Here is a 13,923-nt window from a genome sequence, read left to right on the forward strand (position 1 = left end):
GAAAAGCTGTCATATCGACAGCCCCGTTTAATTTCAAGAACAATTATTAAGCATTAATGTCCTAAAACCATATCCTTTTATTATAATCATACTCATAAATATCCCTATTATCATCACTTTCTTTATTTGGGGCACACTCTTCACAAGGTTCTTCCGACTGGTTATGTTCACACTGTTTTAATAAAAGTTCCATGTTTTGTTTCCCCTCTCCTAGTTCTTACTATTATTATAATGTAAACGTTTACATTTGTCTGCTATTATTTACTGGAAATATTATTTTTTTATCATAGAATAGGCTAAATTTACAGAGGGGCTATGAACCCCAATGTTTATAAATTTACCTCATAGTAATCTTGGGAATGATAGCTTATAAATCCGCAAGATTCATAGAGTTTTAACGCATGCGCATTTTTAGCCTCTACCTCTAGAAATATTGACAGGCCTTTTTCGTCCTCCATCTTCACCACTTTTGATAGTGCTTTTCTGCCGATCCCTTTCCCTTGGAGCTCTGGAAAAATGGAAAATCCATATATCCAAGCCTCGCCATTCATTTCGGAAAGACGTATTTTTCCAGCAATTCTCCCCACTGCTTCAATTATTAATCTTAAATCCGAATCAAGGTCTTTCGTTTCTTGCTTATACTGGCGCGCTTCCTTTTCATTTAACCCAAAGCACTGGACATCGAGTTGTATTTCCGCTTCCAAATCCTCATCCGAATAAGACGGTCTTACTGTAACTGAAGGATCTTCAGATAACTCTGTTTTTTGCCACTTCATTTGATACTCTACCATCGACAAAGAGCAAGGGATTCTCTTTAAGAACTGCTTCGCAGATTCGGATTCAGTTGGCGCATTTAACAAAATCGTTCTAGCTTCACGTTTTTCCGCCTCTTCTAGTGCATCTTCTAACAGTTTTGAAAATATCCCTCTTCTTCGGTAATTCGGGTGCACCATCCCGCAAATTTCTACCTTATTACCAAAATAATAACTGCCAAGAAATCCAACAAGTTTGCCATCTTCATAATAGAAAAAGTCTTCCTTTCGGTTTCCAGATCTGCTTTCCAGCATGTCAAAATTAAGCTTCAACTGAAGTCTGCCTTCTTTCTCACAAATCTCCTGAAGTGCTTTTATCTCATATAATTTTTCTTTCGTTAACATTCACAAACACCTCTGTGGATTGATTGTAACTTTCCATATCTACTATTCGACCTTCAAGCTTAATTTACCTTTTTAAAAATTATACAATAATTATAAAAGGATAGATTAGATATCTATCCCCTGAGATATTTCTTTTTATTTATCTTGATTTTTACTTTCAATGCCTTCCTTTTTTCCTTTGGATAATGCTCTTCGGTCACTTGCTTTTGGGGGCTCTTCCATCCACCAATTTTCTATCATTAGATTAGCACCATCTTCTGCAAATCTGACAAGTTCGCTTATCATGACAATATATTTTTCGGCAATGTCTGCTCTAGAAGTAACACTCAAGGCCGTTCCATAAAAGGCAATAGCAATTTGGGAAGATAGCTGAACCTGATAAACCATCCATTTATCTGAAAAGGGCGAAGTGGTGGAGCTTGTTACATGAGATTGCCAGGACATCGGTGAATTCAACATTTCTTCACGAAAGATTTTTCCAAATGCTGCGATATGTTTATTCGATATCTCCTTACCCCTATTAATATATTGGCGGACTTTATTAGAAGCCGCCACTTGGCTAAACCCGACCTTTAAAGCGACATGCATATGCATTTTGTTCATATTAAAGGTAATATCCCCTATTTCAATCCCCGTTAAGGGACGCTTCTCACCAAACCAGCCCGTTAAAAAACTTTGATGTTTAACAAAATCAATAGCTTCCGGCGGATTAAGGACAGGCGGCCGCGAATAAAGACCTTTCGTCAGCATCGTATCAATCGTTTTCTCAAAGAGAATCATGGTTTCAGTATTACAAGAAATATAGTATTTACGAAGATCTGCTCGAATGGAGGTTCCGACCGATATGGAGTAACCAGTCAGTCCTTGTAGTGTCATTATGTAAATATAGTACAAATAGAATGGATCTTGAAATAGGCGTGGAGCATGGATATTTACATCCTCGTTTGTAAAGCCATGTGGGATGGGAATTCCTTCACCCCCGAAAAACTCCTTCACTTTTTGTACATGTCTTTCTGAAAGCTCCAGAGAATCTTTATATATTTCAATAATATTCTCGTCTTCTAAGTGTTCAAGTGCGTACTTTATAAAACAAATGGACATGGAATCAAAAATATATTGTGTCCATAAACTAGAAACTTCTGGAGCTGTCAAAGAAATTCGAGTTTGTTCCATATCACTCTTCCATTACGAAATAAAAATCTATCAAGAGAAAAACACATAGCTATTTTGAAGACAAATTCTCACGATCAATGGCTTTAGGTGGTTGTTCCATCCAACCGTGTTCAATCATGATATTTGCCCCGTCTTCTACATATAACGAAACCTCCGTAAGTGATTTCATATACATTAAGCCGATATCTCTTCTCCCATTGACCGCCATTGAGTTTGCAAACGAACGAATCTTCATTCAAAACATATCTACTTTATGGAATATCATTAACACTGAAAAAGGCGAATACGTAGAATCCGTAACTAAATGATCAATCTGAGAAGGAAATGGTAAATTCCCTTTATGCATTTTATCCTGAAAACGCTGAACTTCCTTATCTGTAATTTCTTTTCCTTTTACAAAGTAATTTCTTACTTTTTCCTTTTTTGCAACCTGACTGAAACCAATCAAAAGTGCTTTGCTCGTGATATTATTTTCAATATTATCGTACAAATGTGTAATTTCTAACGCATGTAATTCCCGAACATCGCCGAAAAATCCATTTAAATAGTTTTCCTTTTGGATAAAATCAACTTTAGTCGGCACAGGTATAGTAGGAGCCTTAATAATATATCCTTTTTCGAGTAATACATTGTTAATCTGTCCTAATAGAATAGTGGTAGTGGCATTACAATGGATGAAAAATTCACGTATATCTTCTCTCAACGTTAAAGGAATGGCAATCGAATATAAACTAAGTCCAGCCTTGGCAACATATTTCAGATAATGAACGTAAAATTGGTCCTCAAATAACCTAGGAGCGCCGAGATTAACGTCCTCCTCATTAAATCCTATGGGAATTACGACCTTATCCTTAGTGAAAAACTTTTCAATGGTTTTCATAAAATCTACTGTTAGATTGTATCCATTTTCCAGTAATATTTTGACATGTTCCTCTTCTACATTTTTCAGAAAATAGCTCAAAATCCTGTTGGACATACTATTCCCTAAGTATGTAGCCCAAAGCTTTCCCAATTCGATAGCAGTAAAGGGCTGGGCTGGGCTGGGCTGGGCTTAATTTATCAGAGCTTATGTTAATCGGTATCATTAAATCCATGTTAAATTCCCTTAACCTTAATTTTCCTTTAGTTTTTACATCCTTACAAAATATATTCTGGTTGCATATTAATAAAGGGGAACTTTAAAATACATAACAAAGAATAAAATGATTGGAATAGAAATAAGCATCGCCGCGATTGGATGTCTATAATGTAAGAGCAACATTGAAAAAATGATTAAATTGAATAATACGGACCATCCCATCGACCAGCTATGATGATGAGAAACTAAGTTTAGGTACCGTAAATTTATGTATTCTACCAACGAGTATAAAGTCACCCAGAAGAAGAGCCACAAGACTATTCTATTTGTATCCTTAGGGATATTTCCCAGATAAATGATTACTGTGGCGGGGTAAGCAACAAACATGATTAATAATGAAACAGCTAAATGATTGGGCAGGAGACTTTGACCAAATATGGTCTCCTTGTACTCCCACATCAAATAATTCTTACATAATAAATTATAAAGCAAATCACCAAACCAAAAGAATAATATAGTGGAATGATATTTACTCCAGTTCCTCCAGTCCCCCCATTTCACACCGGCAATGAGAAACAGGCCATTCAACAATAAGTGCATCTCATCAGCTCCGTTTTTTCAACAACAAATTATTTCGGTATATATATTATTAACTGGAAATAAATTAGATATTCCATAATTTTGACAGTCAAGAATAAGGCAGCCTTTGGACAAAGAAAAATCGTCTTTGCTTGTTTTACAAAGACGCTCGATTTTTATACACCCAAATACCCATACAACCATTTTAATATTTCATTTAGAACGTTGCTCTCTAATAATTTCTAGGTATTGTACATCACCCAATCCATACCCTTTAAAATTTTCTAAGAGGGCATACACAAGTTCCTTTTCCGACATATTTTGGTGTTTTTTTATATACAACTTTAGATTACTATCCTCATGAAGATAAGTTAAATATAACTCAACGCCCTTCTTTATCGGGGCTGGATAGATCCATTCAGGCAGCGTTTTATGCATCATTACTTGTATAAAAACATCATAATAACCGGTTGCCATTAGTTTGTAATTTTCAATAGGTTCAAATTTATCTCCAACAATATGAAGGTCTATGGGTTTACTGTGACCGTTTTTGTCGAGCCAAGCAAGAATCGTGAGGATATTGATTTGACAGAACATATCCTCGTCAAACCATAGTTCTATGTGGGTAAAACCTTTGCTAAAGAGCGGCTGTAATGGATTTATAGTAATTTCGGTATATTGTTCTGGACTAACGTGATGAACCTTTGCACGTTTTTCGACAAATTTACGTGTAAAAAGCTCATCAGATGTGTCCCCAAAACACATTGCTTCGTTAAAAGGAATCATCATTTCACCCTGGAGGAAATTCGTCCTTTTAAAAAAATCGTGCATCGCTTGCCCATTTAAAATATGTAATGTTGATTCATTCATCATCGTCAACATTCCTGCCCTTTTTATTACTCTTAATCATTACTTGGGAACGTCGTCCATAGAAACATAATATTATCATTTTCTTTTATCTCCCATTATGAAAGAATTTCTCTTTATATATTGGACTAAGTTCACTCCACACATCAAATTTATTACCATCGAGATCATAGAAAACAAAGTTTCTTCCGCTATGTCCACGGTCCTCAATTACACCAACTTTAATCTCTTTTTCCTTGAACTCACAATGAATTGCTTCAAGGGAGTTTAGTCCATCCACTTCAAATGTAATTGAAAAACATTCATCACCATATGTATTAATAAAGTTAGCGCTCTGATTTTCCTTGGCCTTTACTAGAAATATACTTTGATTAGCAAAATTCAGTATGGCCTTGTCTTCATCTTTATAATTTAAAATGGCTCCTAATTTGTTTACATACCATTTTGATGAAATGTCTACATTACTTACTGGTAAATAGGTCGTTCCAATCCGAAGTAATTTATCTTCCATTCCATTTTCTCCTTTCAATAGTATAAATCACTTGCTCTGCTCCAAACCGACTAACTGTTTCGCACACTTCCATATCTAATTTCTTTAATAGTTTACAAGAAGCTACGTTTGCACCCTGTGTTTCCGCTACTACTTTTGTGAGGTTAAGTTAAAAAAATGCATAATCTAGTAACTCCATTAGAGCTTCATATGCATATCCCGTACCCCACCATTCAGGCATGAACTGATATGATAATTCAATGTTTTCCTTATCATGGTGAAGGTCGAGAGAAACCAATCCAACAAATTTATGACTCTGTTTTTCCTTAACTGTTAAGTAGATTGAATCACTAGAAGACTGTAGCATTTTTGAAAAACCAGCCTGGATATCCTCTTCCTTCCTGGTACCACCGAGATATTTACGTACTTCTTCATTACAATACAGTTTTTTTATATCGTCAAAATCTTTAGGTTTTAGTCCAATTAGTAGGCATCTCTTTGTTCTAAGCAAAAGCATTTAACCCCTTTAAATTGTTTAACCGTTTTGTCTCTTTTGATAAGATTCACCAATAAAAAAAGTGACAATAATCGCGATGATAAAAGGAATGACAGAACCACCAGTCGAGAAACCTGTTGAAGTTTCATCATAATACCGAAACATTAACCATTCAATCTGAAACTTATAGCCAATGGAAAGGAGCAAAAAACTAATTAGAAAAAAAGATGTTAAACCTACAAAAACTGTTTTAATCATAACTGAATTCCTTCCTCATTTTTTACAAACTCTATATCCTATTCGCTTTAAAACTGGAATTTTCCTTTTTCCACCATTTAAAGAATAGACAAATGGCATTTAAACTTGGTAAGATGACTAATAACATAATTACATTTATTATTGATAAAGGAGCTACAAATAATGTTTTTGACAAAGCTTCAACAAGAGGAGAAAGAAGCGTTTCTAGAGTTAGCCTATTTAATGGCAACCATTGATGGGAAATTTTCGGTATTTGAAAATCCAGTTATCGTGAAGTATCAAAAGGAAATGGATCTTGAGGATTATAAAATCAAAGGCTTAGCGATAGATGATATTCTTAAGGTTTTTAAAGAAGAACGTTCCAAACATATTGTACTAATTGAAATCCTCCGCATTGTCTATTCAGATGGAATCGTTCATGAAAATGAACAAAATTCTATTCGTTTAATTAAAGAACACTTTGGATTCGACCCCAATAAATATGCTAGTTTCAAGGATTGGATTGTAGGGATAAAAGAATTAGCCAATTATCCCGAGCATGATTAATATTCGTAATTACAAAGAGCAACGCTTATGACGTTGCTCTTTCGTGTTAAACCTTTCGTCCTTTTCTTAAAAGATAAAGGTTTTTCTTCATTTCTTTTTCTAAGCTTTGAAAAAATTTCTCAATACCCTTGTTTGCTCCGCCATTTAGGACACGTTCTGCTGCCCCTGAAAGAGTGCCCGTGACATTTGCTTCCGCCTGGATGCTGAGCTGTGTGCTCCCATGGTGGTCACTCAAGAATAATTCGGCTTCGCTGTTGACCTCACCTAAATTTCCTTTTCCTTTCAAAGTCAAATGAAAATAAGAAGGAATTTTTTCTTTTTCGAGCTTGACCTCGATAGCAAAAACATCCTTGAGCGGCCCTAAGATAATCTCCATTTCAGCCTGATATAATCCCGTTGAGGTTTGCACAAATGACCGGCAGCTGGGAATTGCACTTCCAAGTACTTTTTCATCCTTAATGTACTTCCAGACAATTTTCCTAGGCAAACCAAAAATATGTTGGTACTCAATTTTCAGGAGCATCCCCTCCATCTTTCCTAGGTCTTCAAGAAAAAATACCTATTTTAACTAATATTCATTTCACAAATAATTATTCGAAAGGACAGCCCTGTTTTTCCGCATTTTTAACGATATTCAACTTCTTCGTCCACCCGATACATGATATAAAATGGATACGATTCATCATAATAGTAAGCGGCTTCCTCTTGGAATCTTGTTCGTTGTATCAACGAAGGAAATCCTCGATTACTCATTGGGTTTCTCAATCTATTCACAGATTGTATATAAGTGTTTGGCCGTATCGTATCGACAACAGAGAAGTGATGCCTGGTTGCAGGATGCTCTTCTGAACTTTTAATTAGGAAATAACTGAGCATGTATCCTTGATCCTGTGTAAGGGAAACTTCCTCTCCATTAAAGAGTGCAATAATCGTACGGTCACTAAAATATAAAAGCAATGTTTCAGGGGGGGGAGATGAAATTAACTTTTCACACTCCGCTTTTGAGCAAGTGTCTGTCACATCTCTACTAATCTTATAAAACGCATTCCGCAGCAAATATTTCTCATTTTCCAATAGTCCGCTAATAAGTGGAGCTAACTCCTGCTTCGGGATTTCTTGTATTTTTGCAAACGGCAATTGATTCATTTTTTCATACGTTTCTTTTGCAATTTGCAATGCACAATTGGTTAAATACAAATGGGCATTGAACTGCTGCTGCTCATTAAGTTGATAGAGATGCTGTTTATGGTATTGATCATGGTCTAAAGCCTGTTGAAAATACTGTATTGACTTTATATAATCATTAAACTTATAAGACAAGAAACCTAGTCGATAGGAGGCCAACGGATTTCTTTTATCATATTTTAACGCCTCCTCCAGGCAGCTTCTTGCCAAATAGTCATCCTTTTGGAATTCCGTTTTTAAATAGGTTCCATAATGAATGAGACAGTAAATCAATTTCCTTTTTACATAATCAAGCGAACTTTGAACATCCTCATTGTGTTGCCGGACAAGCTGGGAGAGTTTTCGGTACATTTCCTTGTACAATTCAATTTTCATAGAATAATTAGAAAAGCCATGCTCCTCTTCCTGCTCATTCAATTCTTCTTCTATCTCTTCTAATTCTTCAATGGTTTTATCTCCTAAACTCATTTTCGTCCCTCCCCCTCAATGAAAGATTAGATCCACTCAAGGATTTCAATACGGTTACCAAAGGGGTCAGCTATATAAAATCGATTTGCCCCCGGAAGGTTATCATCTTCAATCACTTCTATTCCGTTAACCAATAAATGTTTTTTCAAAGCTTCAATATTTTCTACTTCAAAAGCAGGATGTGCTTTTTTAGCTGGCGCAAAAGGTTCCTCTACACCAATATGTATCTGCGTTTTTCCATTTTGAAACCAGACACCGCCACGTTTTTTTAGTTCCTCTGGTTTTACGATTTCCTCAAATCCTAAAATATCTATAAAAAACTTTCTTGCACTATCTTCACAGCCTTTTGGAGCAGCTAATTGGATATGATCAATGGCTTTAAAACGATACATAATAAAACTTCCTTTCAAAAAAAGTTTATTATATACAATTTTCGCCACATCTTGATAAATTCCTTCTACCATTTACATACAACCATTTAATAATAGAATGACCAAACTTATAAAAAGTCCGGTCATTACTAATTAATATGGATCTGCTTCATGTCCCATTTGTTGTGCCTTATCGGTCGCATCATCTGCGTCAGCTGTGCTTGTATGTGTTGTTTCCTGCCTCATTTCCATTGCTTTCTCAACACCGTCTCTGACCCGCTTACCATAATCCTCGTCGGCACTCGTAAAATACTCAATCATTTTATCTTGTATTTCTGGTCTACATACTTTGAGTGCGTTGACAAGATTGCTTATGAGCTCGTCTCTCTCCCGAACCTCAAGGTTCCTATAGGTATCGCCCGCTTGTCCAAAATCATTACTGCGGTCAATTTTCTCACGTACCAATTTGTCATTATAATGCGGTTCATGGACTTTTCCTATTTGTTCGGCTTCCTTTAAACCTCCGATAACAGAAGGCTCATAATTCACGTGTGGATTTTGACCCGAATCTACATGATAAGACATTTGACCGCCACGCTGATTAGTCGCAACCCGCTTCTTAGGAGCATTAATAGGAAGTTGTAAATAGTTTGTGCCAACGCGGTGTCGCTGCGTATCGGAATACGAAAAAGTTCTTCCTTGCAGCATTTTATCATCAGAAAAATCCAAGCCATCTACCAATACACCTGTACCAAACGCTGCTTGCTCTACTTCATTAAAATAATTTTCCGGATTTTTATTTAAAACCATTTTTCCTACCTTTAAAAAAGGAAACTTGTCTGTTGGCCACAATTTAGTATCATCTAATGGATCGAAATCCAACTCAGGATGGTAATCGTCGCTCATAATTTGAACACAAAGCTCCCATTCTGGATAATCACCACGCTCAATCGCCTCATATAAATCTTGAGTAGCATGGCTGACACTTTTAGCTTGTATTTGCGATGCTTCTTTTTGGGTAAGATTCTTAATCCCTTGTTTCAACGGTTCCCAATGGTACTTGATTAAAACAGCTTCTCCATCCTTGTTTACCCATTTATATGTATTTACTCCTGATCCCTGCATTTGGCGATAATTCGCTGGAATTCCCCATGGGGAAAATAAAAATGTAACCATATGGGTGGCTTCTGGTGTACGCGAGAGAAAATCAAACATTCTTTCAGGGTTACTTAAATTTGAAACTGGGTCGGGCTTAAAGGCATGAATCATATCAGGAAATTTCATTGCATCGCGAATAAAGAATATTTTTAGATTATTCCCGACAAGATCCCAGTTCCCATCCTCTGTATAAAACTTCACAGCGAAGCCTCTTGGGTCACGTTCTGTTTCCGGTGATTCCATCGCTCCGGCTACTGTTGAAAAACGAACAAAGACCTGGGTGCGTTTTCCTGCTTCCTGGAACAGCTTTGCTCTTGTGTATTTTGAAACGGGCTCATCCCCCGCTTTTCCATAGGCTTCAAAATATCCATGCGCACCGGCTCCTCGTGCATGAACCACCCGTTCTGGCACTCTTTCTCGGTCAAAATGAGATATTTTTTCAATAAAATCATAATTCTCAAGCGTCGATGGACCACGGTTGCCAACCGTTCTGATATTTTGATTATCTGTAACAGGATGACCTTGCCGATTTGTTAATGTATCTGCGCCTTCGCCAGTACCCCGACCATTTAATTCTTCCACTTTATCCCTCCATTGCACAAAATAATACTATTTATTTATTTCCAGTTTAGTTTTTTATATGTATTTCAATATCCCTAAACTCGACCATAAATTGTTTCTAATTACAAAAAGGACTGGTCTCTTCTTAAGACCAGTCCTCATTCATTCATTCATTCATTCATTCATTGGATGATATTAGTCATCCTCATCTTCTTCATCTTCGTCTTCCTCTTCTCCATCTCTTTCTTTACCCTTATCCTTTTTCTCCTTATTCTTTTCCTTGCCCTTTCCTTTATTTTTCTCTTTATCTTCTTTTTCTTTTTCTTTCCTAGCCTTTTCCTCTTTTTCTTTTATCTTTTTGATTTCATTTTTATATTTTTTCTCAATGGTTGATACGGCAAATTTTTCATCAGAAAGCTCTGATTTTGATTTAGATAATATTTCTTTAAAAATAACTGGAGTGGTTCCACTGCTTGATGGTGCTAGGTAATGATTCTCGTCCGTTTGATCGTAGCCTAACCACACGGCTCCGACAATGTCGGGTGTATAACCAACAAACCAATGATCCTTTGTTCCGGAGTCATTCGCAAACGGCAGCTGGGTCGACCCTGTTTTTCCCGCGATATCAAGGCCCTCCATGAATGCCTTTTTCCCAGTACCCTCTTTAACAACACCCCATAGCATGTAGGTGATTTTTTGTGCAACTTCTGGTTTGATCACTTCAGTTGATTTGCTTTTCCATTTTGCCATGACCTTTCCATCACTATCTTCAATTTTACGGATAGAATGTGCCTCTACCATCTTTCCATTATTTGCAAAAGCTGTATAGGCTTGTGCCATTGCTAGCGGAGAGGTCCCTTCGTGCATACCTCCAAGCGCAATCCCCAGTGCATGATCTTTTTCCTGTAAAGGAATACCGAATTCCTCCACTGCATTCGTTCCCTGCTGTAAACCAATTTGATTTAATAACCAAACAGGGGGAACATTGTACGAATTCACAACTGCATCATACATTGTTACCTCGCCTCGATATTGCTTATCAAAATTCTTTGGCTGGTAACCTCCAATATCTAGCGGTCTGTCTTGTAATAAATCAAAAACCTCGTAGCCTTTTTCTATTGCAGGAGTATAAACAGCCAATGGTTTCATGGTTGAACCCGGCTGTCTCACCAATTGGGTCGCCCGATTAAATCCTAAAAATGTATGTTGACCTCTCCCGCCGACAAGTCCTTGAATTCCTCCACTTTTAGGATCAATGAAAATTGCTCCGCTTTGGAGCAGTTGATCGTTTTGACTAGCAGGAAAATAGTTATCATTCTGATATACTTCTTCCGTACCCTTTTGAATAGTGGGATTTAATTCTGTAAAAATATGAAGTCCGCCTGATAGTATTTCATTTTTAGAAAGCTTATACTTCGTCATGGCTTCCTGAATAATATGGTCCACATAATAAGGGTATTTTCCATCATATTCATCTTCCACTTTTTCCTCATTTAACACTACTGGCTGTTCTTTGGCTTTTTCAACATCTGCTTGTGTAATATATCCTTCCTTTTCCATCAAGGATAAGACAAGATCTCGTCTTTCAACTGACTTTTCCATATTCTTAAATGGTGAAAGAATAGAAGGAGCCTTAATTAATCCAGCAAGCATCGCCGACTCACTTAAAGTTAATTCACTAGCTTCTTTTCCAAAGTAAGACTTAGCAGCACGCTGAATTCCCCATGCACCCTCTCCAAAATAGATCTGATTTAAATATCTCTCCATAATTTCGTCTTTTGAGTACGTACGTTCAATCTTTTTCGTAATGATCAACTCTTTGACCTTACGTGTATATGTCCGTTCATGTGTAAGGAATGCGTTTTTTGCAAGCTGCTGCGTTACGGTACTCCCGCCTGCAACAATGTCACCACTCAACATATTTTTGAAGAAAGCCTTCATGATCGCAAAGTAATTGATACCATTATGCTTATAAAAACGTTGGTCCTCCGTTGCTATCACAGCGTGTATGACTTCGTTTGGAATTTGTTTGAATCCTACGCCTTCAATACTTGAATTGGAAATCTTACTGGCAATTTTCCCATTTTGATCATAGATAATCGTTGGCTGAGGCGCTGGTTTATCTAATTTACTCACATCACTAGTCCAAATAAAGATATTTGCAATAAGGAGACCACATAAGGCAGCAACAATTCCTGCCACTATTAATTTCTTCACCATTCCATTTGTAAGAAACTGTCTCCAATCCCATTTAGACGCTTTTCTTTGCTGTCTTCGTTCCATTCGTCCCACGTCTTTTTACCACCTTTAACTCTACTAACTCCATTATCATTTTACATACTGCTTCATTTTAAAACGAAATCCATTAAAATTAATGAGAAATAAGCCTTACATTTAATAGTTCGAAACGCTCAATATTCAAAAAGACACACCATAGATACATATAATCATTAACTATGGAAATGATTGAAATAGGGATTCAATTTTTGGAGGTACTGTATGGAAAATGGTAAGAAAGTGAAGATCACGTCCGCCGAATTAGCTCAGCTATGGGCGCAATATATGAATGACAGTGGAAGTATTTGTGTCCTTAAATTCTTTTTAGAAAAGGCAGAAGACCCAGAAATATCATCTGTTATTGAATTTGCTTTACGATTATCAGAGACACATATAAAAAAATTAACAGTATTTTTTGAAAAAGAGGATTATGCTGTTCCCCATGGTTTTAAAGTAGAAGAGGATGTGGAATTATCTGCTCCAAAATTGTTTACAGACAGCTACGTACTTCAATTTATCCATCAAATGGCGAAGATTGGTCTAACCAATTATTCGGCAAGTGTCGCTTCATCAGTAAGAGCAGACATTACCAATTATTACATGGAATGCCTGTCTGAAACCATGCAGCTATACAAAATATCAAAGGATTTATTATTGGCAAAAGGTCTTTTTGTAAGGTCACCTGCTATACCTAGTGAAAAAGTCGAATTTGTCAATAAACAAGCTTTTCTTTTTGATGTTATTGGTGAAAAGAGACCATTAATTGTCGCTGAAGTAAGCAATCTATACGCTAACACAATAAGAAATATTTTAGGTGTGGCTATCTTGATTGGATTTAGTCAGGTTGCAAAAGACAAGGAAGTTACCAAATTTTTTCTTAGAGGAATCGATATTGGAAAGAAACATGTAAAGGTATTTGGCGCAAAATTAGAGGAATGCAACCTTCCTGTTCCGGCTTCTCTTTCTGCGGAAGTATCATCAAGTACAGCCTACACGTTTTCCGATAAACTGATGATGTTCTTTACAACTGGGTTAATCGCTTTAAGTATCGGTTATTACGGTACTGGTGTAGCTCAAAGTCCTCGGATGGATTTGGGTGTCATGTATAACAGATTATCTTTGGAGGTTCAATTGTATTCAGAGGATGGCTCCAATATCATGATTCATAATAAATGGTTAGAGCAGCCTCCTATGGCGACGGACCGTGGAGAATTAGGATCTTCAAATACATAAATCATTAGTGAAAAAGCCGAACTAAA

General features: G+C 36.6%; 15 protein-coding genes and 1 pseudogene. 2 read left to right on the top strand and 14 right to left on the bottom strand.

Going from position 1 to position 13,923, the window contains the following annotated elements; translation table 11 throughout:
• Nucleotides 1-61: 61 nt before the first annotated feature.
• The 9 genes and pseudogenes from CHI06_RS30880 to CHI06_RS28140 form a co-directional block, all read right to left on the bottom strand.
• Complete coding sequence (locus CHI06_RS30880; protein WP_257009494.1) at nucleotides 62-193, bottom strand: hypothetical protein; 132 nt, start codon at nucleotides 191-193, stop codon at nucleotides 62-64.
• A gap of 136 nt (nucleotides 194-329) precedes the next feature.
• The gene (locus CHI06_RS28105; RefSeq protein ID WP_095251932.1) at nucleotides 330-1,157 is read right to left on the bottom strand and encodes a GNAT family N-acetyltransferase; all 828 of its coding nucleotides are present in this window, start codon (nucleotides 1,155-1,157) and stop codon (nucleotides 330-332) included.
• Nucleotides 1,158-1,292: 135 nt separating this feature from the next.
• Nucleotides 1,293-2,330 carry a DUF3231 family protein gene (locus tag CHI06_RS28110; RefSeq protein ID WP_095251933.1) on the bottom strand — a complete coding sequence of 346 codons (1,038 nt, stop codon included), beginning with the start codon at nucleotides 2,328-2,330 and terminating at the stop codon, nucleotides 1,293-1,295.
• Between the two features lie 49 nt (nucleotides 2,331-2,379).
• Nucleotides 2,380-3,306, bottom strand: a pseudogene (locus tag CHI06_RS28115) (DUF3231 family protein).
• 186 nt (nucleotides 3,307-3,492) lie between these two features.
• Nucleotides 3,493-4,008 (bottom strand): CBO0543 family protein, encoded by a 516-nt coding sequence (locus tag CHI06_RS31030; protein WP_095251934.1) that lies wholly within the window; start codon nucleotides 4,006-4,008, stop codon nucleotides 3,493-3,495.
• Between the two features lie 192 nt (nucleotides 4,009-4,200).
• Entirely contained in the window at nucleotides 4,201-4,860 is a 660-nt protein-coding gene (locus tag CHI06_RS28125; RefSeq protein WP_095251935.1) for an AraC family transcriptional regulator, read from the bottom strand.
• An 82-nt stretch (nucleotides 4,861-4,942) separates the two neighbouring features.
• Entirely contained in the window at nucleotides 4,943-5,365 is a 423-nt protein-coding gene (locus tag CHI06_RS28130; RefSeq protein ID WP_095251936.1) for a VOC family protein, read from the bottom strand.
• 148 nt (nucleotides 5,366-5,513) lie between these two features.
• Nucleotides 5,514-5,855 carry a GNAT family N-acetyltransferase gene (locus tag CHI06_RS28135; protein WP_257009495.1) on the bottom strand — a complete coding sequence of 114 codons (342 nt, stop codon included), beginning with the start codon at nucleotides 5,853-5,855 and terminating at the stop codon, nucleotides 5,514-5,516.
• Between the two features lie 24 nt (nucleotides 5,856-5,879).
• On the bottom strand, nucleotides 5,880-6,098 hold the full coding sequence (locus CHI06_RS28140; RefSeq protein WP_095251937.1) for a hypothetical protein: 219 nt from the start codon (nucleotides 6,096-6,098) through the stop codon (nucleotides 5,880-5,882).
• Nucleotides 6,099-6,260: 162 nt separating this feature from the next.
• On the opposite strand from CHI06_RS28140, the gene CHI06_RS28145 reads away from it, so the two are divergent.
• Complete coding sequence (locus tag CHI06_RS28145; protein WP_095251938.1) at nucleotides 6,261-6,644, top strand: hypothetical protein; 384 nt, start codon at nucleotides 6,261-6,263, stop codon at nucleotides 6,642-6,644.
• 46 nt (nucleotides 6,645-6,690) lie between these two features.
• Here the strand turns inward: CHI06_RS28145 and CHI06_RS28150 are convergent, their stop codons facing one another.
• From CHI06_RS28150 to CHI06_RS28170, 5 genes are all read right to left on the bottom strand, one after another.
• Nucleotides 6,691-7,167, bottom strand: coding sequence for a CoxG family protein (locus tag CHI06_RS28150; RefSeq protein ID WP_179292818.1), 477 nt, complete (start codon nucleotides 7,165-7,167; stop codon nucleotides 6,691-6,693).
• 101 nt (nucleotides 7,168-7,268) lie between these two features.
• Nucleotides 7,269-8,297 carry a tetratricopeptide repeat protein gene (locus CHI06_RS28155; protein WP_095251940.1) on the bottom strand — a complete coding sequence of 343 codons (1,029 nt, stop codon included), beginning with the start codon at nucleotides 8,295-8,297 and terminating at the stop codon, nucleotides 7,269-7,271.
• Nucleotides 8,298-8,323: 26 nt separating this feature from the next.
• Nucleotides 8,324-8,692 (bottom strand): VOC family protein, encoded by a 369-nt coding sequence (locus tag CHI06_RS28160; protein ID WP_095251943.1) that lies wholly within the window; start codon nucleotides 8,690-8,692, stop codon nucleotides 8,324-8,326.
• A gap of 129 nt (nucleotides 8,693-8,821) precedes the next feature.
• On the bottom strand, nucleotides 8,822-10,426 hold the full coding sequence (locus tag CHI06_RS28165) for a catalase (protein WP_218833131.1): 1,605 nt from the start codon (nucleotides 10,424-10,426) through the stop codon (nucleotides 8,822-8,824).
• A 156-nt stretch (nucleotides 10,427-10,582) separates the two neighbouring features.
• Nucleotides 10,583-12,670 (bottom strand): transglycosylase domain-containing protein, encoded by a 2,088-nt coding sequence (locus CHI06_RS28170; protein WP_095251944.1) that lies wholly within the window; start codon nucleotides 12,668-12,670, stop codon nucleotides 10,583-10,585.
• Nucleotides 12,671-12,886: 216 nt separating this feature from the next.
• On the opposite strand from CHI06_RS28170, the gene CHI06_RS28175 reads away from it, so the two are divergent.
• On the top strand, nucleotides 12,887-13,897 hold the full coding sequence (locus CHI06_RS28175; RefSeq protein WP_095251942.1) for a DUF3231 family protein: 1,011 nt from the start codon (nucleotides 12,887-12,889) through the stop codon (nucleotides 13,895-13,897).
• The last annotated feature ends 26 nt before the right edge of the window (nucleotides 13,898-13,923 follow it).

Source organism: Bacillus sp. 7884-1, assembly GCF_002272245.1.
Classification (GTDB): domain Bacteria; phylum Bacillota; class Bacilli; order Bacillales; family Cytobacillaceae; genus Neobacillus.